Here is a 23,434-nt window from a genome sequence, read left to right as displayed (position 1 = left end):
ATGGATAAAGTATGTATAGTTATTCTCAATTATAATAATTATGAAGATACGATTGAATGTGTACAAAGTTTGAGAAGTACTATAAATTCAAATGAGTATGACATCGTGATTGTAGATAATAATTCGGTTAATGATAGTGTCAAAGAGTTATCTAGGGCGCTATCCCCTATTAAGATTATTACTAGTTTAGAAAATAGAGGATATGCGAATGGAAACAATATTGGAATAAAGTATGCTGAGGATAATGGATATGATTACATTTGTATATTAAACAACGATACACTAATTGAAGTTGATTTTTTGGAATCGTGTAAACGAGAACTAGAAGATGATTCCTCTGTTGCTTTTGTTAGTCCAGTGTTAGTTGAATATAAAAATAATAACTTGGTACAATCTACAGGTGGTGATATTTTTATTAATAGAGGAATTGTAACTTTAAAAAATCATGGTGCTCAGAGAGACAAACTTCCTTCTAAAATCGAAAGTGACTATATTGGGGGAGCATGTTTGATGTTTAAAACCTCTATCTTGAAAATTATTGGATATATACCTGAAAGCTATTTTCTATTTTATGAAGAAACAGAATGGTGTTATAGAGCTAAAAAATTAGGCTATAAGAATATATGTCTTACTCAAAGTTATGTTTATCATAAAGGTTCGGTCTCTATAAAAGCGGTCAATGGACTTCAAGAATATTTAATGGCGAGAAATAGAGTTGTATTTGTTCGTAGAAATGTAAATAGTAAACTAAGGTATACTGTTTTCTTGATCTATTTATTCATGCAACAACTTTATCATTGTTTCTCGAGAAGGGATTGTTCTAAAAGAAAGTATAAATCATACTTAGATGGTGTGTTTAATAGAATTGATCCATCCTACCCATTTATTTTCATAAACGAATGAGTTACTACTTATAACTGTAGATGTACCAAGATAATTAGATTAAATAAGCAAATAGAGTGGTCATTATAGGATCATAATTTTAAATAGTTAGGTGAAACATGGAAGTGTTTGATATATCTCAAATAAAAACAAAAATAGTTGCATTTGATTTTTTTGATACTGTTGTACATAGGAATTGTCATCCTGAGCAAACTTTGTATCAGTGGGCTAAGGAAATGGCTTTGGAGCTGAATTTTGATGTATCTCCTGCAATATTATACCAGATTAGAAAAAGTGTCGAAAACAATAAAGAGTTAGGCACTGAAGAAATGTGTTATACAGATCTTTTGTCTGGAATATACGATAAAATTAAAGATAAGATAAAAATTTTATCAAAAGAAGAGTTTATTCATAGAGCTAAAACTCTAGAGTTGAAAATTGAATTACAACATATTTACTTGGATTCGGAAATTCAAGAAGTTTTAAAAAGATTGAAAAGTGATTCAAAACAGATTGTCTTAGTTTCTGATTTTTATACTGATAAAGAATTAATAGAAACTGTATTAAAAAAGTTTGAAATTTTGGATTATTTCTCTTCTATCTATATTTCGAGTGAGAAAGCTTGCCGTAAATCCACAGGAAACTTATATAAGTTAATTTTAAAAGAATTAGGCTTAAAACCTATAGAAATTACCATGATAGGAGATAATTATAAATCTGATTATGAAGTGCCACGTTCTCTAGGATTAAATGCTATTTATAGACAATACATAGATAAAAATACAACAGTAGCAGAGAAAGAGTTGGTAAGACTCTATAATCAAATTTTATTTTCTAACAGTAAAAAAGCACCGTTTAATATTTTTTTAGCTGACATCGTATTCTTTATTTCGAAATTGCATAAAAAGATGATTCAAGATGATGTTCAAATAGCACTCTTTTGCTCAAGAGAAGGACAGTTATTGAAAAGACTTTTTGATATATATCAAGATACTTTTTTTGAGAAAAATCAAAAGATTTGTACAGAATATTTTTATGTTTCTAGACGATCGACATTATATTCTTCTTTTACTTCTTTAGAGGATGAAAAATTTGAGATGATTTTTCGCCAATATAAAAAAATTACATTACAAAATTTCTTGTTAAATTTAAACTTTTCTGATAATGAAATCATATTGATTTGTCAAGATTTAAAAGAGAAACCAACATATGTATTAACAGTAGACGATCATTTATTAGAGAAACTAAAAAAACATCCTCAGTTCATTACGAAGTTCAATAAAGAGAAAAAAGACAGTCAATTACTACGTGATTATATAGAACGTTTAACTAAAAACCAAAATGAAGTATATTTAGTCGATGTGGGTTGGAAAGGAACGATACAAGATAGTATCAAAAAGGCTCTTCCAGATAAGAGAATAGTAGGTTATTATCTAGGATTGATGCTTAATGTTTACTCAGTAGAAAATAAAACGGATAAAACTGGTTTATTATTTTCTGATTATCCAAATAAATCGGAATTTTATGATATTGTGAGTAGAAATTTTGAATTTTATGAAGATATTTTTGTAGCAGATCATGGTCCAGTTTTGAAATATAAAAAAGATAGTGAAATTATTCCTATTCTTGAAGATGATAAGAAACATGTGAGTATTTATCAGGCAGTTAAAGATTATCAAGAAGAGTTAGTATTTGGATTTTCAGAAATTTTGGAAGCTTATAAGAAAATGAAGTTTCTCCCTTTTGAACAAAAAAATCTATGTCTAATGATGTCGCTAAAAAAAGAATGTATTTATATACCTAAGTTACAATCATTTTCTGAATCTTTAAAAGAAAAAGTTGTTGAAAATTTTGGTGAGATAGTAACTCTTAAGACTACGAAAAAATCTTTAAAAACATTATTAAGAGAGAAAAGCGATCTACTTTGGGTTGATTTCGTTTATAGATTGTTTGGTGGTGTCAATTTCCTATTTATTCCAGAATTATATACAAGAGTTATATTTTTATTGAAATATTTAGATTTGAAATTGAGGTTGAAAAATTATGGGGAATAAATCCATAAAGTTGAATGCATTATTAAATATTGTCCTGACCCTATCAAATATCATCTTCCCATTAATCACTTTTCCTTATATATCTAGAATATTGAATCCAACTGGTATAGGTTTAACTTCATTTTTTAGTTCAATAGGGAATTATGGTATTTTACTTGCTTCTCTGGGGATTTCAACTTATGGTATCAAAGCAGTAGCAAGTGTTAGAGATGATAGAGACAAGTTGTCAAAGGTAGTGCAGGAGTTAATGATTATAAACGTTGCTATGTCTATAATAACAACTGCAATACTATTATTTTTGACTATATTTATAACACAATTGAATAAAGAATTTTCACTCTTATTGCTCACATGTGGGACAATTTTATCTTCTCCTTTTGCCTTAAATTGGTTGTATAGTGGAATGGAAGAATATACTTATATTACTACCCGGTCAGTAGTGTTTAAAATTCTATCATTAATATTGATTTTTCTACTTGTGAAAAGGCCAGAGGATTATATTGTTTTTGCTAGTATTTCATTGTTTTCTTCTCTAAGTTCAAATATCTTAAATCTATGGCATAGCCGACATTTCATTAATATTAAATTATATAAAAATTTACAATTTAAACATCATTTTAAACCAATGTGGTATTTATTTGCATCATTACTTGCGGTAAATATTTATACTAATTTAGATACAGTTATGCTCGGTTTTATTAATGGTAATGAGGCTGTGGGATACTATTCTGTGGCATCAAAGGTTAAGTGGATTTTGCTTTCTCTTATTACATCTATTAGTGCAGTTTTGCTACCGAGACTTTCATTTTATATTAGTAAAAATGACACCTCGAATTTTAGAAAAATATTAAAGGAGTCATCTGCGGTTATATTTTTTATTGCGATTCCATTGATGGTATTCTTTATTGTAGAGGCAAAAGATAGTATCTTATTACTAGGAGGAAGTCAGTATCTTCCTGCGACTTTAGCCATGCAAATACTTATGCCAATTTTACTTATTTCTGGTTTCTCGAATATTACAGGAAATCAAATATTGATTCCAATGAATAGAGAAAAATATTTTATGGTTGCAGTAACGATTGGTGCTGTGATTAATCTTATTTTGAATCTACTGTTAATGCCTAAGTTTGGAATTATTGGTGCTTCTGTCGCAACTCTTTTTGCGGAATTGTCGCAGATGATGGTACAACTACATTTTTCAAAAGAATATTTAGTATCGAATATATCGATAAAGAGTTTGGTTAATGTGATAATTGCAACAGTTGTTTCTACAATACCACTAATCATTTTGAATCAGCTGATAACGATAACTATACCATTTTATTCTCTAATGCTAGCAGGTGTTGCTTTCTTTTCATTATATTTAGTAATTCTGCTTTTATTAAAGGAGGAAGTGACGATTCAATTATTTTCTCTTATTGCAAAGAAGAAGTAAATTGGTCAGAAATTGAAATGTATAAACAAATAAAGAATTTAATTATTGATTTAGGAGGAAATCATGAAGATAATGCTAGTTTTTGGTACACGTCCAGAAGCGATAAAAATGTGTCCATTAGTGAATGAGTTGAAAAAACAGGCAGATATGGAAACAGTTGTTTGTGTAACTGGTCAGCACAAGGAGATGGTTAGTCCTGTTTTGGAATTGTTTGGAGTTCAACCAGACTATGATTTAGAAATAATGAAAGCTAATCAAACCTTGTTCTCTATAACAACAAGTATTTTAGAAAAAATTAAACCTGTTTTAGAAGAAGAACAACCAGATATTGTTTTAGTTCACGGTGACACTACTACAACATATGCAGCAGCTTTGGCAGCATTTTATCTTGGAATTAAGGTTGGCCATGTTGAAGCTGGGTTACGAACTTACAACCTGCAAAGTCCCTTCCCAGAAGAATTTAATAGACAATCGACTTCTATTATTGCGAATTATCATTTTGCTCCAACTGAATTGGCTAAAGAAAATCTTTTAAAAGAGGGTAGAGAGAATGTTTATGTAACTGGAAATACAGTTATTGATGCACTTACAACTACAGTACAAAAGGATTATACACATCCTGATTTAGATTTAAACGTTAACACCCGTCTTATTCTACTAACTGCTCATAGACGTGAAAATCTCGGAGAACCTATGAAACACATGTTTAGAGCTGTTAAACGAGTTTTAAATGAATATGATGATGTTAAGGTAATTTATCCAATTCATAAAAATCCCTTGGTGCGTGAAACAGCTGCGGAAATTTTTGGAGACACAGAACGTATTCAGATTATTGAACCTTTGGATGTTCTTGATTTTCATAATTTCATGAATCACAGTTACATGATTTTAACTGATTCAGGAGGAGTTCAGGAAGAGGCTCCTTCTTTAGGAAAGCCTGTATTGGTCATGCGAGATACGACAGAAAGACCAGAAGGAGTAGCTGCCGGAACATTGAAATTGGTTGGAACTGATGAAGAGACTATTTATCAAAACTTTAAGATGCTTTTAGACGATTCTGAAGAATATAAAAAAATGAGTCAAGCTAGTAATCCTTATGGAAATGGTGATGCTAGTAAACAGATAGTTCGTATTTTACGCGGAATTTAAGCGAGGCTAGGTAAAGTAATAATATAGAAAGGTACCCTACTATGAAAGGTATTATTCTCGCGGGTGGTTCGGGGACACGTTTATATCCGTTGACTCGAGCTGCATCAAAACAACTGATGCCGGTTTATGATAAACCGATGATTTACTATCCACTTTCAACATTGATGTTGGCTGGGATTAGGGATATTTTGATTATCTCAACTCCTCAAGATTTGTCTCGTTTCAAAGAACTTTTGCAAGATGGCTCTGAGTTCGGGATTAAACTTTCTTACGCGGAGCAACCGAGTCCAGATGGTTTGGCGCAAGCCTTTATCATTGGTGAGGAGTTTATTGGCGATGACAGCGTTGCTCTGATCTTAGGTGACAATATCTATCATGGTCCTGGCCTTTCGAAGATGCTACAAAAGGCAGCAAGCAAGGAGTCAGGAGCGACTGTCTTTGGCTACCATGTGAAGGACCCAGAACGTTTTGGTGTTGTTGAGTTTGATGAAGACATGAACGCCATTTCTATCGAAGAAAAGCCAGAACATCCTCGTTCAAATTATGCAGTTACAGGCCTCTATTTCTATGATAATGATGTAGTAGAAATTGCCAAAAATATAAAACCAAGCCCTCGTGGTGAATTGGAAATTACAGATGTAAACAAGGCTTACCTAGATCGCGGAGATTTATCCGTTGAGGTTATGGGACGGGGCTTTGCTTGGTTGGATACTGGCACTCATGAAAGTTTGCTAGAGGCTTCACAGTACATCGAAACAGTCCAACGGATGCAAAATGTTCAGGTGGCAAACTTGGAAGAAATTGCCTATCGCATGGGCTATATCAATCGAGAAGATGTATTGGCCTTAGCCCAACCACTTAAGAAAAATGAATACGGACAGTATCTGCTCCGTTTGATTGGAGAAGCATAGATGACAGATAATTTTTTCGGTAAGACGCTTGCAGCACGCAAGGTTGAAGCTATTCCTGGTATGTTGGAGTTTGATATCCCCGTTCATGGTGATAATCGTGGCTGGTTTAAAGAAAATTTCCAAAAGGAAAAAATGCTTCCACTTGGATTTCCAGAATCTTTCTTTGCAGAAGGAAAATTGCAAAACAATGTATCCTTCTCGCGCAAACATGTTCTCCGAGGGCTTCACGCAGAGCCCTGGGATAAGTACATCTCTGTAGCAGATGGTGGGAAAGTTCTGGGTTCTTGGGTTGATCTACGCGAGGGCGAAACCTTTGGGAATACCTATCAAACAGTCATTGATGCAAGTAAGGGAATCTTTGTTCCTCGAGGCGTGGCTAATGGCTTCCAAGTTTTATCAGATACAGTTTCTTATAGTTATCTGGTCAATGATTACTGGGATCTTGAACTCAAACCCAAGTACGCCTTTGTAAACTATGCTGATCCAAGCCTTGGTATCGAATGGGAAAATCTTGCAGAAGCAGAGGTTTCAGAAGCAGATAAAAATCATCCGCTACTTAAGGATGTAAAACCTTTGAAAAAAGAAGATTTGTAAAAAGGAAAGAATATGACTGAATACAAAAATATTATCGTGACAGGTGGGGCTGGTTTTATCGGTTCCAACTTTGTCCACTATGTTTACAATCATTTTCCAGATGTTCATGTGACAGTATTGGATAAGTTGACCTATGCTGGAAACCGCGCGAATATTGAGGAAATTTTAGGTGATCGTGTTGAGTTAGTTGTTGGTGACATTGCTGATGCAGAGTTGGTAGACAAGTTGGTAGCTCAAGCGGATGCTATCGTTCACTATGCGGCGGAAAGTCACAATGACAATTCACTCAATGATCCATCACCATTTATCCATACCAACTTCATCGGAACCTATACTCTTTTAGAAGCTGCTCGTAAGTATGATATTCGCTTCCACCATGTATCGACAGATGAAGTTTATGGGGATCTCCCTCTACGTGAGGATTTGCCAGGTCATGGTGAAGGTCCAGGTGAGAAATTTACCGCTGAAACTAAATATAACCCAAGCTCTCCTTACTCATCAACTAAGGCAGCTTCAGATTTAATTGTCAAAGCCTGGGTACGTTCTTTTGGAGTCAAGGCAACGATTTCTAACTGTTCAAATAACTACGGTCCTTATCAACACATTGAAAAATTTATCCCACGTCAGATTACCAACATCCTAAGTGGAATTAAGCCAAAACTTTACGGTGAAGGTAAGAACGTTCGTGACTGGATTCATACCAATGATCATTCTTCAGGTGTATGGACAATCTTGACAAAAGGGCAAATTGGTGAAACCTACTTGATTGGGGCTGATGGCGAGAAAAACAACAAGGAAGTTTTGGAACTAATCCTTAAGGAAATGGGACAACCTGCCGATGCCTATGATCATGTGACTGACCGTGCAGGACATGACCTTCGTTATGCGATTGACGCAAGCAAGCTCCGTAATGAGTTGGGCTGGAAACCAGAATTCACTAACTTCGAACAAGGTCTCAAAGAAACCATTCAATGGTACAGAGATAACCAAGAGTGGTGGCAAGGAGAAAAAGACGCTGTTGAAGCCAACTACGCTAAGACGCAAGAGGTTCTTGAAAAATAAAAGGCAGAAACTTTCTGCTTTTTATTGCTATACCGAAGAATTGTGAATCAGTTGAAAGGAAGAAAAATGATTTTAATTACAGGGGCAAATGGCCAATTAGGAACGGAACTTCGTTATTTGTTGGATGAGCGTAATGAAGAATACGTTGCGGTTGATGTGGCTGAGATGGATATTACCGATGCAGCAATGGTGGAGAAAGTTTTTGAAGAGGTGAAACCGACTTTAGTATATCACTGTGCGGCCTACACAGCTGTTGATGCAGCAGAGGATGAAGGGAAAGAATTGGACTTTGCCATCAATGTTACGGGGACAGAAAATGTCGCAAAAGCATCCGAAAAGTATGGAGCAACTCTAGTCTACATCTCTACAGATTATGTATTTGACGGTAAGAAACCAGTTGGACAAGAGTGGGAAGTGGATGACAAACCAGATCCTCAAACTGAATATGGTCGTACTAAGCGTATGGGAGAGGAGCTTGTAGAAAAACACGTTTCAAACTTCTATATTATCCGTACTGCCTGGGTTTTTGGAAATTACGGCAAAAACTTTGTCTTCACGATGCAAAATCTTGCAAAAACTCATAAGACTTTGACAGTTGTAAATGATCAACATGGTCGACCAACCTGGACGCGTACCTTGGCTGAATTCATGACTTTCCTAGCTGAAAATCGCAAGGAATTTGGTTATTACCATTTGTCAAATGATGCGACAGAAGACACAACTTGGTATGACTTTGCGGTTGAAATTTTGAAGGATACAGATGTCGAAGTCAAGCCAGTAGACTCAAGTCAATTTCCTGCCAAAGCTAAACGTCCACTAAACTCAACGATGAGTTTGACCAAAGCCAAAGCAACTGGATTTGTCATTCCAACTTGGAAAGATGCCTTGAAAGAATTTTACAAACAAGACCTTAAAAAATAGCCTTGCTGGAGGCCAAAATGTATACAGAAAGAGAGAAGAGAGATTCTCTTTCTTTTTTTGTTTGCTCGTATATGCAATCGTCGGATAATTATAAAAATTCAAGAAAAAGCTTGTTTAAATGTTAGAAAATTCGAGCACGAATGTATTTTTTGTGTTATAATATTCTGTGAGTAGTTATGCCTTGGTGTAGCTATTAAAAATAGAAGTGTGAAACTGGGAAGATAGAGAGGACGCAGTGTAATGACTAGAAATGGTTTTTTTACAGGCTTAGATATCGGAACTAGCTCTATTAAAGTGTTGGTTGCAGAGCTTGTAAATGGTGAAGTAAATGTAATTGGCGTAAGCAATGCCAAAAGTAAAGGTGTCAAAGATGGGATTATCGTTGACATCGAAGCAGCAGCGACTGCTATTAAGTCTGCAATTTCTCAAGCAGAAGAAAAAGCAGGAATTTCAATCAAGTCTGTAAACGTTGGTTTACCAGCTAATTTGCTACAAGTGGAGCCAACTCAAGGCATGATTCCAGTGACATCAGATACAAGAGAAATTACGGATCAAGATGTCGAAAATGTTGTCAAATCAGCCTTGACTAAAAGTATGACTCCAGACCGTGAAGTTATCACCTTTATTCCAGAGGAATTTGTCGTTGATGGATTCCAAGGAATTCGTGATCCTCGCGGGATGATGGGTGTGCGTTTGGAAATGCGCGGTCTCTTGTACACTGGCCCACGTACGATCCTCCACAATCTTCGTAAAACTGTTGAGCGTGTAGGCATTCAAGTCGATAACGTGATTATTTCACCTCTTGCAATGGTTCACTCTGTCTTGAATGAAGGTGAACGTGAGTTTGGTGCGACTGTTATCGACATGGGTGGTGGTCAAACGACTGTTGCCACTATTCGCAACCAAGAACTTCAATATACAAATGTCAACCAAGAGGGTGGCGATTATGTCACAAAAGACATTTCAAAAGTTCTCAAGACTTCTAAGAAAATTGCAGAAGGTCTAAAATTGAATTACGGTGAAGCTTATCCACCACTAGCTAGCAAGGAAACTTTCCAAGTTGAAGTGATCGGTGAAGTGGAGCCAGTTGAAGTAACTGAAGAATACTTGGCTGAGATTATTTCAGCAAGAATCAAGCACATTTTTGAGCAAATTAAGCAAGACTTGGAAAGACGTCACCTATTAGACTTGCCAGGTGGTATTGTCTTGATTGGTGGAAACGCTCTTCTTCCAGGTGTCGTTGAATTGGCCCAAGAAGTATTTGGAGTACGCGTTAAGTTATTCGTACCAAATCAAGTAGGTATTCGCAATCCTGCTTTTGCCCATGTTATCAGCTTGTCAGAATTCGCTGGTAGTCTTACTGAAGTGAATATTTTGGCCCAACGAGCAATTCGAGGTGATGAAAGTTTACGCCACCAACCGATTGACTTTAGAAGTTCAGCTCAACCAGTTGCACCTGTTTCTCCACGACCAGTATTTAATACAGTGACAACTCCTGAGCCTGAAACAACTCAATCTGTTGAACCAGTAGCTCCTCTTCAATCAGAAGAAAAGAGCAAAGGTAAATTAACGGATCGTTTCCGTAGCTTGATTGGAAGCATGTTTGACGAATAAAATAGAGGAATATAAATATGACATTTTCATTTGATACAGCAGCAGCACAAGGTGCAGTAATTAAAGTAATCGGTGTCGGTGGTGGTGGAGGAAATGCCATCAACCGTATGGTTGACGAAGGCGTTTCTGGCGTTGAATTTATCGCAGCCAACACAGATGTACAAGCTTTGAGCAGTACAAAAGCTGAGACAGTTATCCAGCTCGGCCCTAAATTGACTCGCGGACTTGGTGCAGGAGGTCAACCTGAAGTTGGTCGTAAAGCTGCAGAAGAAAGCGAAGAAGTATTGACAGAAGCGATCAGCGGTGCGGACATGGTCTTCATCACTGCTGGTATGGGTGGTGGTTCTGGTACAGGTGCTGCACCAGTTATCGCTCGTATTGCAAAAGGTCTTGGTGCTTTGACAGTGGGTGTTGTAACTCGTCCATTTGGTTTTGAAGGAAGCAAACGTGGACAATTTGCCATCGAAGGGATTAACGAACTTCGTGAACATGTTGATACACTCTTGATTATCTCAAACAACAACTTGCTAGAAATCGTTGACAAGAAGACTCCACTTCTTGAAGCATTGAGTGAAGCAGACAACGTTCTTCGTCAAGGTGTTCAAGGGATTACAGATTTGATTACAAATCCTGGCTTGATCAACTTGGACTTTGCAGACGTTAAGACTGTTATGGCCAATAAAGGAAATGCCCTTATGGGGATTGGTATCGGTAGCGGTGAAGAACGTGTTGTAGAAGCTGCTCGTAAAGCAATCTACTCACCACTTCTTGAAACAACTATCGATGGAGCAGAAGATGTGATCGTTAACGTAACTGGTGGTTTGGACTTGACTTTGATTGAAGCTGAAGAAGCATCAGAAATTGTGAACCAAGCAGCTGGTCATGGTGTTAACATCTGGCTTGGAACATCTATCGATGAGACAATGAAAGACGAGATCCGCGTGACAGTTGTTGCGACAGGAGTACGTCAGGATAAAGTTGAGAAAGTTGTAACTGCTCAACCACGCCAAGCAACACATCGTGAACCTGCTCGAACTAGCCATGCACAAACTTTTGATCGTAATTTTGATATGGCTGATACAGCAGAAATTCCAACTCCAAGTTATCGCCGTCAAGAAGCACCAAAGACATCAGCCTTTGGTGACTGGGACTTGAGACGTGATGCCATTGTTCGTCAAGGAGAACCAGTTGTTTCTCCAGTGGAACGCTTTGAAGTTCCAGCGGCAACAGATGAAGATGAGTTGGAAACACCACCATTCTTTAAAAATCGTTAATGAAGATGAATTTAAAAGAAAATACGAACCTTGTTTTTCAACAGATATCGAATGCAGTTCAGGAAGCCGGTCGTGAAAACGATTCGGTTTCTGTGATTGCGGTGACCAAATATGTAGATGTTGAAACAGCCTCAGCTTTGGTTTCGCAAGGAGTGCAACACATTGGTGAGAACCGTGTTGATAAATTTCTTGACAAGTATCATGCTCTAAGTGATAAGAATCTTACCTGGCATTTGATTGGAACCTTACAGAGACGTAAAGTCAAGGAAGTGATTTCTTATGTGGATTATTTTCATGCTTTAGATTCCTTAAAGCTAGCTCAGGAAATTCAAAAACGAGCGGACCACAAGATTAAGTGCTTTTTGCAAGTAAATATTTCTCAGGAAGAAAGTAAGCACGGTTTTTCGAAAGAAGAATTGTTAGCCCTCTTACCAGAACTTTCAGCATTAGACCAGATTGAGTATGTAGGTCTGATGACCATGGCTCCATTTGAAGCAACTAGTCAAGAATTACTAGAGATATTTAAAGAAACGCAAGAATTGCAAAAAACCATTCAAGAAAAACATCTCCCCAATATGCCGATGACAGAACTAAGTATGGGTATGAGTCGAGACTTCAAAGAAGCGATTCAATGTGGTTCAACTTTCGTTCGAATCGGTACAGCATTTTTTAAATAGGAAGTAACCATGTCACTAAAAGATAAATTTGATAAGTTTATAGATTATTTCACTGAAGATGGAGAAGAGGTGGCACCGAACGTTGCTGAGTTAAAGTCTGAACAAACCTTAACTTCAGTTTCGGATCCAAAGGAAGAACTTCCACGAGCTCAACAGTTACCACAATCTTCACAAGTGAATTCGAAAGAAAAGAATATTACACGTCTTCACGCTCGTCAACAAGAATTGGCGATGCAGAGTCACCGAGGTGCAGAAAAGGTAACCATTGCTGTTCGTTATCCTCGCCACTACGAAGATGCAACTGATATTGTTGATTTGTTAACAGGAAATGAAAGTATTCTAATTGATTTCCAATATATGACTGAAGTACAAGCGCGTCGTTGTCTAGATTACTTAGATGGAGCTCGCCATGTGCTGGCTGGTGAATTGAGAAAGGTTGCAAATACTATGTACCTTTTGACACCAGTAGGAGTTGTGGTTAATATTGAAGACATTCGCTTGCCTGATGGTTCTCACGGTGAAGAGTTTGATTTTGACATGAAGAGAAATCGAGTGAAGTAATGATTTTTCTAATTCGTTTTATACAGAATGCTGCAACTATCTATTCATGGATACTTGTAGCTTTTGCTCTATTATCTTGGTTTCCCAATGCCTATGATACAGCACTAGGTCGTTTGTTGACTAGCTTAGTCAAACCGATCCTTCAACCCTTGAGACGTCTGCCCCTAAGTATTGGTGGTATTGATTTTTCAGTTTGGGTGGCTGTCATTTTAGTTCATTTACTTGGAAACTATTTGATCCGTTTTCTTTATATACTAGCATGAGAAAAGAGATTTATCAGCATTTCTCAGTCGAGGATATTCCTTTCATTGATAAAGGATTGGAGTGGCTTAGGCAGGTCGAAGAGCACTACGCTCCCATCCTAACTCCCTTTATCAATCCCCATCAGGTCTTTATTTTAAAGACATTGGGGAATCATCATGGGATTCAAGTTTTTTCAAGCAATGATTTTGTGCCTAGTGAGTATAGTCGTGTGCTTCTTGCACCAGATTATTTCATACCGACTTTGGCGGATTTTGAAATGGAATTACTCGAGATTGTTTATTCTAGTAAGTTTGACCAATTGACTCATTCCAAGATTTTAGGAACCGTTCTGAATCGTCTGGGAATTGATCGCAAGTTATTTGGTGATATATTAGTAACGGAGAATAGAGCGCAAATCATTGTGGACCGGAAATTTGTTTCCCTCTTCCAGGATGGAATTCAAAAGGTTGCTAGATTACCTGTAAAACTAGAAGTAAGGCCTTTTGAAGAATTATTAGAATCCAAAAATGACTATCAGGAAAGAGAAGTTTTAGTTCCGAGCATGCGCTTGGATGCCTTCTTATCGAATGTTCTGAAATTATCTCGCTCCCAGACAGCCGATTTATTAGAAAGAAAATATGTTCAGGTAAATTACCATCTGGTTGAAAAATCTGATTATCAGGTTCAGATTGGTGATTTAGTAAGTGTCAGACGCTTTGGACGAATGATCTTACTCAAAGAAAATGGCCAGACTAAAAAAGATAAGAAAAAATTGATAGTTCAACTATTATTAAGTAAGTGAGGGGAAAATATGCCAATTACATCGTTAGAAATCAAGGATAAAACCTTTAGTACCAAATTCAGAGGTTTTAATCCTGAAGAAGTTGATGAATTTCTAGATATTGTTGTTCGTGACTATGAAACACTTGTTCGTAGCAATCACGAAAAAGAACAACACATTAAAAATTTAGAGGAACGTTTGTCTTATTTTGATGAGATTAAGGAGTCATTGAGCCAGTCTGTATTGATTGCTCAAGATACTGCAGAACGTGTCAAACAAGCTGCTAATGAACGCTCTCAAAATATCCTTAAACAGGCTGAACAAGATGCCCAGCGTCTGCTTGATGAGGCTAAGTATAAGGCTAATGAAATCTTGCGTCAAGCTACAGATAATGCTAAGAAGGTTGCTGTAGAGACGGAAGAATTGAAGAATAAGAGCCGTGTCTTCCATCAACGTTTGAAATCTACGATTGAGAGTCAATTAGCTATTGTAGACTCTTCTGACTGGGAAGAAATTTTGCGCCCGACAGCAACTTACCTTCAAACAAGTGACGAAGCCTTTAAAGAAGTTGTTGGAGAAGTTTTGGGTGAAGATGTTTCTACCTATCAGGATGAAGAGCCAATTGACATGACCCGTCAGTTTTCACCTGAGGAAGTAGCAGAGCTCCAAGCCCGTATTGAAGCAGCTAATCGAGAATTGGCTGAATCACAAAAAGAAGAAAAGCCAGCTACTGCTAGCTCAGTAGTAGAAGAAGTTGATTCTTCAAGCCAAGAAGATTCTCAACCAACACCCTTGACAGAATCTATTAATCTTTTATAAGAAAGAAAATCTGAGAACAAGATCTAATTTAACATATTTTCAGCGAGTAGGAGATGGTGGAAGTCCTACAATCCCTGTTGATGAGATTATCCTCTCAAGTTATCAAGTCTGAAGTTAGTAAGATTTGACGTTCCCCGCGTTACGGGAAAAGAGGGAGAAAGACTAGTTCTTTTTCCGAACAAAGGTGGTACCACGATTTTCGTCCTTTTTAGCGAGTCGTGGTTTTTATTTTGTCTATATCATAAAGGAGATATCATGAAACTCAAAGAAACTTTAAATCTAGGGAAAACAGATTTCCCAATGCGTGCAGGACTTCCAACCAAAGAGCCAGTGTGGCAAAAAGAGTGGGAAGAAGCAAAATTGTATCAACGTCGTCAAGAGTTGAATGAAGGGAAACCTCACTTCACTCTTCATGATGGACCTCCGTACGCTAACGGAAATATCCACGTTGGTCATGCTATGAACAAGATTTCAAAAGATATCATTGTTCGTTCTAAGTCTATGTCAGGATTTTACGCACCATACATCCCAGGTTGGGATACACACGGACTACCAATCGAGCAAGTTTTGGCCAAACAAGGTGTCAAACGCAAAGAGATGGATTTGGTTGAATACTTGAAACTTTGCCGTGAATACGCTCTTTCTCAAGTAGATAAACAACGCGAAGACTTCAAACGTTTGGGTGTGTCTGGTGACTGGGAAAATCCATATGTAACTTTGACCCCTGACTATGAAGCAGCGCAAATCCGTGTCTTCGGTGAGATGGCTAACAAGGGCTACATCTACCGTGGTGCTAAGCCAGTTTACTGGTCTTGGTCATCTGAGTCAGCACTTGCTGAAGCGGAAATTGAATACCATGACTTGGTATCAACATCACTTTACTATGCCAACAAGGTTAAAGATGGCAAAGGTGTTCTTGATACAGATACTTATATCGTCGTTTGGACAACAACTCCATTCACCATCACTGCTTCTCGTGGTTTGACTGTTGGTGCGGATATTGATTACGTTTTGGTACAACCTGCTGGTGAAGCTCGTAAGTTTGTGGTTGCTGCTGAATTGTTGAGCAGCTTGTCTGAAAAATTTGGCTGGGCGGATGTTCAAGTTTTGGCTACATACCGTGGTTCAGAATTGAACCATATCGTGACAGAGCACCCATGGGATACTGCAGTAGATGAACTTGTTATCCTTGGTGACCACGTTACAACAGACTCCGGTACTGGTATCGTCCATACAGCCCCAGGTTTTGGTGAGGATGACTACAATGTCGGTGTTGCTAACGGACTTGAAGTTGCCGTGACTGTTAACGAACGCGGTATCATGATGGCTAATGCTGGTGCTGAGTTTGAAGGCCAATTCTATGATAAGGTTGTTCCAACGGTTATTGAAAAATTAGGAAATCTTCTTCTTGCTCAAGAAGAAATCTCTCACTCATACCCATTTGACTGGCGTACGAAAAAACCAATCATCTGGCGTGCAGTTCCACAATGGTTTGCTTCAGTATCAAAATTCCGTCAAGATATATTGGATGAAATTGAAAAAGTGAAGTTCCACTCAGAATGGGGTAAAGTTCGTCTTTACAACATGATCCGTGACCGTGGTGACTGGGTTATCTCACGTCAACGTGCTTGGGGAGTTCCTCTTCCAATCTTCTACGCAGAAGACGGCACACCAATCATGACAGCTGAAACAATTGAACATGTAGCTCAACTCTTTGAGGAACATGGTTCAATCATCTGGTGGGAACGTGATGCTAAAGACCTCTTGCCAGAAGGATTTACACATCCAGGTTCACCAAATGGAGAGTTCAAGAAAGAAACAGACATCATGGACGTATGGTTTGACTCAGGTTCATCATGGAATGGTGTCGTGGTTAACCGTCCAGAACTTAAATACCCAGCTGACCTCTACCTTGAAGGTTCTGACCAATACCGTGGTTGGTTCAACTCTTCTCTTATTACATCTGTGGCTAACCATGGTGTGGCACCATACAAACAGATCTTGTCACAAGGTTTTGCCCTTGACGGTAAAGGTGAAAAGATGTCTAAATCTCTTGGAAATACCATTGCTCCAAGCGATGTTGAGAAACAATTTGGTGCGGAAATCTTGCGTCTCTGGGTAACCAGTGTTGACTCAAGCAATGACGTGCGTATCTCAATGGATATCTTGAGCCAAGTTTCTGAAACTTACCGTAAGATCCGTAACACTCTTCGTTTCTTGATTGCTAACACATCGGACTTTAATCCAGCTGAGGATGCAGTTGCTTACGAAGAGCTTCGTTCAGTAGACAAGTACATGACCATTCGCTTTAACCAACTTGTTAAGACCATTCGTGATGCTTATGCTGACTTTGAATTCTTGACAATCTATAAAGCCTTGGTAAACTTTATCAACGTTGACTTGTCAGCCTTCTACCTTGACTTCGCTAAAGATGTTGTCTACATCGAAGGTGCAAAATCACTTGAACGCCGTCAAATGCAAACTGTCTTTTACGATATTCTTGTAAAAATTACCAAACTCTTGACTCCAATCCTTCCTCACACTGCTGAAGAAATCTGGTCATATCTTGAGTTTGAAGCCGAAGACTTTGTTCAATTGTCAGAATTGCCAGAAGCTCAAACATTTGCCAACCAAGAGGAAATCTTGGACACATGGGCAGCCTTCATGGACTTCCGTGGTCAAGCTCAAAAAGCCTTGGAAGAAGCTCGTAATGAAAAAGTCATCGGTAAATCCCTTGAAGCTCATTTGACAGTTTATCCAAACGAAGTTGTGAGAACTCTTCTTGGAGCTGTTGATAGCAATGTTGCTCAACTTTTGATTGTCTCAGAATTGACTATCGCAGAAGGTGCAGCTCCAGAAGGTGCAGTAGCCTTTGAAGATGTAGCTTTCACTGTAGAACGTGCAGCTGGTGAAGTGTGTGACCGTTGCCGTCGTATTGATCCAACAACAGCAGAACGTCATTACCACGCAACCATCTGTGACCACTGTGCAAGTATCGTTGAGGAAAACTTTGCGAACGCAGTTGCTGAAGGATTTGAAGCTAAATAATTTTATATACTGGAGGTTGGGACAAAAGATCCCGACCTCATTTTTATTAGCAATCAAACTTTGACGCGGTAGATGATTGAACTTTTTGTTCGTCTTTTATACTCTTCGAAAATCTCTTCAAACCACGTCAGCGTCGCCTTGCCGTACTCAGGTACAGCCTGCGGCTAGCTTCCTAGTTTGCTCTTTGATTTTCATTGAGTATTGGACTCCAAAAAACTCCTAATTATCCTCGCGGGGCTGGGACTACGAAATCGAGACTTTGTCTATCGATTTCTGTCCCACCGCCTTTTTTATGGAGTGAATACGGTTTTGATGTTAGATAGAAAAAGTTCATAATTTTTAAAAATAAGAATAAATTGACATTTTATAAAAAACAAGTAAATATTTACAAATGAATTGAAATAAAAGATATAAGAAACAAAAAAAGTAAAACAGGTTTAAAGTGATTGATATTTTCAAAGTTTTTTCATGATTTAGTATCATTTCTTTAATGTCAAATATTATAAAATTACAGCTTAAAAGTACTTAAATATGGGAAAAATTAACGATTTCAGGGATATATTTATATAAAATTACTGGTTTGAAAAAAGAAATCAAATAATTTGAAATATTTAAGTAAATAACGTATAATAAATCAGTGTGCAAAAAACACTATAATAATTATAAAAAAGGGGAATACGCGATGTATTTTAACCGTAAAAATGCGGAACAAAAGAACTGGCGAATGATTAAAAAAGGAAAACATTTCTTGTTTGGTTGTTCGCTTGTTTTTGCTGTTGGAGCAACTTTAGCTACTCCAGCAGTCCACGCTGACAGTGTAGAAGCTAAGGCAGAAACTACAACTTCAGCAGCACAAGCAGAACCTACTACAGAGGCACCGACCTATGCGGCACCAGCTGCAACTAGCCCAGTTGCGACTGAAGCAGTAGAAGCAAATTCAGCAACAACTGTCGTTTCAGCTGACAAATCTCAACTAGAAGCTGTTTTGGCACAAGCTAAAGCTAAAAATTTGGATGGTCAAGAAGCATCAGTTAAAGCTGAAGTAGCAGCTGCAATTGCAGAAGCAGAAGCATTAGTTGCGAACGGTTCAGCAAGCCAAGAACAAGTAAACCAAAGTGTTGAACGTTTGACTCAAGCAGTGGCAAGTGTGAAGGAAGTTACTGAAGCAACAGTTGAAACAACAACTGAAGCAGCATCTGAAGAAACTACAGATTCTTCAGAAACTCCTAAAGTCAGAAACAAACGTGCGACTTCTGAAGGAACATCACGTGCAGTTGATGAATCGAGACTTGATCGTGTTACAGTAACGAAAGATAACTTTGATAGTTTCTTTAAAGAAGGTGGTAATGCAAGTTATGACGAAACTTCTGGCACGATTAAGTTGACAGATGATGTAGGAGGTCAAGTTGGTAGTGCTTACCTTCGTTTTAAAATCGATCCTAAGGAAGACTTTACCTTTACTGGTAAGGTAGATATTGGTGATAAGTATGAAGGACACCCGAAATTCGACAAAAACAATAATAACAAAGAACTCCCTGGTGGTGATGGAGTTGGTTTCGTCTTCCATACAGGGAATGTAGATACTATTGGTCAATCTGGTGCTTCCATCGGTATGGGTACTATTAAAAACGCATTTGGTTTCAAACTTGACTCATGGCATAATACAAATCCTCCAAAAGCTAGCGACAATGCGCCAATGGACCCTAAATATGGTGGTAATGCATGGAGAAGTAATGCTTTTGGTGCCTTCTACTCATCAAATGCTGCAGGAAGAGTAACGACTGTAGGTGATGCGAAGGCATTAAATCCAAACCCAAATGGTCAATGGGTAGACTTTAAAATCGAATATAAAGGTCAATCAAAAGAGTTCATTGTAACTTATGGTTATGAAAAATGGTCAACTAATTTGAAGACTGCAAATGCTTCAGTCATGGCACCAAATGCTAAGACTGCTCTTAACAACTCAAATGCAACTTATGCGTTGTCATTCTTAGGAAGTACAGGTTCTGGTACCAACTTGCAACGTGTACAAATTGAAAAATTTGAGTTTACTGCACCACAAATTGTACAAGTAGCCTTCTATGATGAAGCGGGTAATGAGCTCGCAGCAAGTAGTGCGATCCCAGGAGATAGAGATCAAGTTGTTAATTTGAGTAATATCGAAGCAGTACAAAAAGCTATTACGAAAATAAAAGCTAAAGGTTATACACTTAAGGAAGTTAATTCTGATAAAGCAGAAACATATAACTCGGGAGCCAATACTGTAACACTTAGAAGTGGTGGACAGTTATTGAAGTATGTATTCGCAGTACCAAGTCCTGCAGTTACACCAACATTACAAGCTACAGGTAGTATGACCGTAGCAGGTGTGAAATCTACGGATAACACACTTTCAGGAACAGGTGTCCCAGGAGCCACTGTAACAGTGAAAGTTGCAGGAGTTACTCTAGCTGACAATATCACAGTAGGGACAGATGGAACCTGGACAACAACACTTTCAAAAGGATTTAATAGTAATATTACTAACCAAGATCAGTTAGTTCCAAAAGATAGTGTAACGATTACTCAAAAAATTGGAGTTAGCGAAAGTGAAGCGACAGAAGTTGCAGTTGGTCTAGGTGAATCAACTGTGCAACCTTCAACTGATTCGAAAGATCAACAAAGTATTGTTGCGGAAACTACGACAGTTACATTAAAAGTCCCTCATGATGCAGGAATTACTTACTTTGATTACCCTAATGCTAACAATGGTAGAAGCGAAGTAGCTATTAAACGCGATTCAATTCCTGGGGCATGGACTTCAAAAGACGAATCTAAAGCAGTTGTTACCTCATACTCTAGTGATGGTTTCTTTGATACTATTGTTCTAGAAATGAAAGAGAAAATCCAACCAGGTAAAGCTAAAGTCATTTCAAATATTAAAGAAACTAACTATTCAAGTCCAGTTGATTGGAAAGAAATTAACGTAGAAGCAAAACCAGATACAACACCACCAGTAGCACCAACTGTAAACCCAGTTAAGGCAGGCGCCACTGCCATTACAGGTACAGCTGAAGCAGACTCAACAGTAGAAGTAACGCTTCCAAATGGACAAAAAGCCTCTGCAAAAGCAGGTGACAATGGTGAGTTTTCAATCACAGTTCCAGCTTTGAGTGTTGATGATCAAATTAGGGTTACAGCAACGGATGCTGCAAATAACACATCAGATGCTACAACTGTAACTGTAAAAGAGAATGTTCGTCCTGTGGTAACTATTCCATACGACGATAAAGCTAACCAAATTATCTATTTATATTCTGGTGAAGAAAATAATATAGAACTAAAAATCACTGATAACTCAGGTAAAATTTCTAAAGCATATTTAGTATTTGCTCAAGACAATCGTACAGGTTTAGGAACAGAAGATGCTGGATACCTAAATGGTAAAACGAAAAGTGCTTTATACTTAAAAGCAAATAGATTTGGTTCAGAAACAACAGCTACTGAAGCAAATCCTGCTATCATCAAATTAACAGCAAATATTCCAAATGGATCTTACACAGATGGTACAGGAATGACTCGTTATATTTATGCTGAAGATTTAGCAGGAAATACAAACTATGATAACGTAGGGGCTGCAGGAGATACAGGCGCACCTGGCCGTATCCGTTTTGTTTGGAAACCGCAAACGTTCAAATATAACGCACAAGCGCCATCAACACCTATTACATCAAGTACACTTCCAGAAGCAAGTGCTATTGAAAAAGCTGTTAAAGATGCCAATCCAACGTTCAGTGACAAGATTGGAAGTGTTACCTTAGATGGTACTAATGTTAAAGTGACCTATAAAGATGGAAGTACAGATGTTATTCCAGCAAACTCAGTATTCACAATTGAACCAACTGCACCTACAGTAACACCAGTTAAAAATCCATCAAGCCTGGAACAACCAGAAAAAGATGCCGTTAAGAAAGCTGTAGAAACAGCGAATCCAAGTGCAACTAAGGTTGAAGTAGGTACAGATGGTACAACAACACTAACCTACTCAAATGGTTCGACAGCTAAATTGACCCCAGCACAAACTGTCAGTCAGGCAGACGTTACACCTCCAGTAGCACCAACTGTAAATGCAGTTAAGGCAGGTGCTACTAGTATTACTGGTACAGCTGAAGAAGGCTCAACCGTAGAAGTGACACTTCCAAATGGACAAAAAGCCTCTGCAAAAGCAGGTGACAATGGTGTGTTTTCAATCACAGTTCCAGCTTTGAATGCTGATGATCAAATTAGTGTTACAGCAACAGATGCTGCAAATAATACATCAACTCCAACTAAAGTTACTGTAAAAGAAACAGTTCGTCCAGTTCTCAACATTCCTTACGATGATGCTGAGAATCAAGTAATTTATGTGTATTCTGGTGAAGAAAATAATATAGAACTAAAAATTACTGATAACTCAGGGAAAATTTCTAAAGCGTATTTAGTATTTGCTCAAGATAATCGTACAGGTTTAGGAACAGAAGATACTGGATATTTAAATGGTAAAACGAAAAGTGCTTTATATTTAAAAGCAAATAGATTTGGTTCAGAAACAACAGCTACAGAAACAAATCCAGCTATTATTAAATTAACAGCAAATATTCCAAATGGATCTTACACTGATGGAACTGGTATGACACGTTATCTATTTGCAGAAGACGCAGCAGGTAACACCTCATACGAGCATGTTGGTGCAAACATGGATAAAGGTGCTCTTGGACGTATTCGCTTTGTTTGGAAACCACAAACATTCAAGTATACTGCAGTAGCTCCATCAACACCTATTACATCAAACACTGTTCCAGAAGCAAGTGCTATTGAAAAAGCTGTTAAAGATGCCAATCCAACATTCAGTGACAAGATCGGAAGTGTTACTTTAGATGGTACGAATGTTAAGGTTACTTATAAGGATGGAAGTACAGATACTCTAAGTGCAGACTCAGTATTTACAATTAAACCAACTGCACCTACAGTAACACCAGTTAAGAATACGTCAGCCTTAACTACACCAGAAAAACAAGCTGTAGAAGCAGCAGTAAGAACAAAGAACCCAGATGCGACAACAGTAGTAGTTGGAAATGATGGTTCAACAACATTAACTTACTCAAATGGGTCAACAGCTAAATTGACACCAGCACAAACTGTTAAAGCAGCAGATGCCAACGGCGTTCAAGAACCAGCAGCTAAGACACCAGTTCAAAACACATCAGCCTTAACTCAACCAGAAAAAGATGCCGTTAAGAAAGCAGTAGAAGACGCTAACCCAACAGCAACTAAGGTTGAAGTAGGAAACGATGGATCAGCAACTGTAACGTTCCCAGATGGCACAACAGCAACCCTAACAGGCGATAAGACTGTTAAGGAAGCAGATTCTAAGGGCGTTCAAGAACCAGC

Annotated in this window: 16 protein-coding genes and 1 pseudogene; all 17 read left to right on the top strand. The window is 37.8% G+C overall.

Annotated elements, in window-relative coordinates; genetic code table 11:
* Positions 1-903: a glycosyltransferase family 2 protein gene (locus PCY08_RS08325; RefSeq protein ID WP_223140550.1), complete on the top strand. Its 903-nt coding sequence runs from the start codon at positions 1-3 to the stop codon at positions 901-903.
* A 98-nt stretch (positions 904-1,001) separates the two neighbouring features.
* A complete protein-coding gene (locus tag PCY08_RS08320; RefSeq protein WP_301560038.1) occupies positions 1,002-2,936 on the top strand; it encodes an HAD-IA family hydrolase in 1,935 nt (644 codons plus the stop codon).
* Complete coding sequence (locus PCY08_RS08315; protein ID WP_223140552.1) at positions 2,926-4,371, top strand: flippase; 1,446 nt, start codon at positions 2,926-2,928, stop codon at positions 4,369-4,371. Before PCY08_RS08320 ends, PCY08_RS08315 begins: the two co-directional genes overlap by 11 nt.
* 60 nt (positions 4,372-4,431) lie before the next feature.
* Complete coding sequence (gene wecB / locus PCY08_RS08310; RefSeq protein ID WP_301560062.1) at positions 4,432-5,520, top strand: non-hydrolyzing UDP-N-acetylglucosamine 2-epimerase; 1,089 nt, start codon at positions 4,432-4,434, stop codon at positions 5,518-5,520.
* Between the two features lie 41 nt (positions 5,521-5,561).
* A complete protein-coding gene (gene rfbA / locus PCY08_RS08305) occupies positions 5,562-6,431 on the top strand; it encodes a glucose-1-phosphate thymidylyltransferase RfbA (protein WP_301560037.1) in 870 nt (289 codons plus the stop codon).
* Positions 6,432-7,025 (top strand): dTDP-4-dehydrorhamnose 3,5-epimerase family protein, encoded by a 594-nt coding sequence (locus PCY08_RS08300; RefSeq protein WP_301560036.1) that lies wholly within the window; start codon positions 6,432-6,434, stop codon positions 7,023-7,025.
* Between the two features lie 12 nt (positions 7,026-7,037).
* The gene (rfbB, locus tag PCY08_RS08295; RefSeq protein WP_301560035.1) at positions 7,038-8,087 is read left to right on the top strand and encodes a dTDP-glucose 4,6-dehydratase; all 1,050 of its coding nucleotides are present in this window, start codon (positions 7,038-7,040) and stop codon (positions 8,085-8,087) included.
* A 66-nt stretch (positions 8,088-8,153) separates the two neighbouring features.
* Positions 8,154-9,008: a dTDP-4-dehydrorhamnose reductase gene (gene rfbD, locus PCY08_RS08290; RefSeq protein WP_301560034.1), complete on the top strand. Its 855-nt coding sequence runs from the start codon at positions 8,154-8,156 to the stop codon at positions 9,006-9,008.
* 240 nt (positions 9,009-9,248) lie between these two features.
* Positions 9,249-10,622: a cell division protein FtsA gene (gene ftsA / locus PCY08_RS08285; protein WP_301560033.1), complete on the top strand. Its 1,374-nt coding sequence runs from the start codon at positions 9,249-9,251 to the stop codon at positions 10,620-10,622.
* Between the two features lie 17 nt (positions 10,623-10,639).
* Entirely contained in the window at positions 10,640-11,896 is a 1,257-nt protein-coding gene (gene ftsZ, locus PCY08_RS08280; RefSeq protein WP_045762848.1) for a cell division protein FtsZ, read from the top strand.
* Between the two features lie 5 nt (positions 11,897-11,901).
* Positions 11,902-12,573: a YggS family pyridoxal phosphate-dependent enzyme gene (locus PCY08_RS08275; protein WP_045762860.1), complete on the top strand. Its 672-nt coding sequence runs from the start codon at positions 11,902-11,904 to the stop codon at positions 12,571-12,573.
* Positions 12,574-12,582: 9 nt separating this feature from the next.
* Entirely contained in the window at positions 12,583-13,134 is a 552-nt protein-coding gene (locus PCY08_RS08270; RefSeq protein WP_301560032.1) for a cell division protein SepF, read from the top strand.
* Positions 13,134-13,397 (top strand): YggT family protein, encoded by a 264-nt coding sequence (locus tag PCY08_RS08265; RefSeq protein ID WP_000576492.1) that lies wholly within the window; start codon positions 13,134-13,136, stop codon positions 13,395-13,397. The genes PCY08_RS08270 and PCY08_RS08265 overlap by 1 nt, the downstream gene beginning before the upstream one ends.
* Positions 13,394-14,179 (top strand): RNA-binding protein, encoded by a 786-nt coding sequence (locus PCY08_RS08260; protein ID WP_045762850.1) that lies wholly within the window; start codon positions 13,394-13,396, stop codon positions 14,177-14,179. Before PCY08_RS08265 ends, PCY08_RS08260 begins: the two co-directional genes overlap by 4 nt.
* A 9-nt stretch (positions 14,180-14,188) precedes the next feature.
* Positions 14,189-14,881 (top strand): annotated as a pseudogene (locus PCY08_RS08255) (DivIVA domain-containing protein); the annotation flags it as partial.
* A gap of 351 nt (positions 14,882-15,232) precedes the next feature.
* Positions 15,233-18,025: an isoleucine--tRNA ligase gene (gene ileS, locus PCY08_RS08250; protein ID WP_301560030.1), complete on the top strand. Its 2,793-nt coding sequence runs from the start codon at positions 15,233-15,235 to the stop codon at positions 18,023-18,025.
* 682 nt (positions 18,026-18,707) lie between these two features.
* Positions 18,708-23,434 (top strand): Ig-like domain-containing protein (locus PCY08_RS08245; RefSeq protein WP_301560029.1); only part of this gene is annotated, 4,727 nt, incomplete at its 3' end.

The organism is Streptococcus sp. SO4 (assembly GCF_030440055.1).
Classification (GTDB): Bacteria; Bacillota; Bacilli; order Lactobacillales; family Streptococcaceae; genus Streptococcus; species Streptococcus nidrosiense.
This window is presented reverse-complemented; position numbering and strand designations above follow the sequence as displayed.

Coding starts and splice junctions, on each gene's coding strand:
- PCY08_RS08300 (WP_301560036.1), top strand. CDS start 6,432: ATGACAGATAATTTTTTCGGTAAGACGCTTGCAGCACGCAAGGTTGAA.
- PCY08_RS08325 (WP_223140550.1), top strand. CDS start 1: ATGGATAAAGTATGTATAGTTATTCTCAATTATAATAATTATGAAGAT.
- rfbB (WP_301560035.1), top strand. CDS start 7,038: ATGACTGAATACAAAAATATTATCGTGACAGGTGGGGCTGGTTTTATC.
- rfbD (WP_301560034.1), top strand. CDS start 8,154: ATGATTTTAATTACAGGGGCAAATGGCCAATTAGGAACGGAACTTCGT.
- ftsZ (WP_045762848.1), top strand. CDS start 10,640: ATGACATTTTCATTTGATACAGCAGCAGCACAAGGTGCAGTAATTAAA.
- PCY08_RS08320 (WP_301560038.1), top strand. CDS start 1,002: ATGGAAGTGTTTGATATATCTCAAATAAAAACAAAAATAGTTGCATTT.
- PCY08_RS08315 (WP_223140552.1), top strand. CDS start 2,926: ATGGGGAATAAATCCATAAAGTTGAATGCATTATTAAATATTGTCCTG.
- PCY08_RS08270 (WP_301560032.1), top strand. CDS start 12,583: ATGTCACTAAAAGATAAATTTGATAAGTTTATAGATTATTTCACTGAA.
- PCY08_RS08275 (WP_045762860.1), top strand. CDS start 11,902: ATGAATTTAAAAGAAAATACGAACCTTGTTTTTCAACAGATATCGAAT.
- PCY08_RS08260 (WP_045762850.1), top strand. CDS start 13,394: ATGAGAAAAGAGATTTATCAGCATTTCTCAGTCGAGGATATTCCTTTC.
- ileS (WP_301560030.1), top strand. CDS start 15,233: ATGAAACTCAAAGAAACTTTAAATCTAGGGAAAACAGATTTCCCAATG.
- ftsA (WP_301560033.1), top strand. CDS start 9,249: ATGACTAGAAATGGTTTTTTTACAGGCTTAGATATCGGAACTAGCTCT.
- PCY08_RS08265 (WP_000576492.1), top strand. CDS start 13,134: ATGATTTTTCTAATTCGTTTTATACAGAATGCTGCAACTATCTATTCA.
- rfbA (WP_301560037.1), top strand. CDS start 5,562: ATGAAAGGTATTATTCTCGCGGGTGGTTCGGGGACACGTTTATATCCG.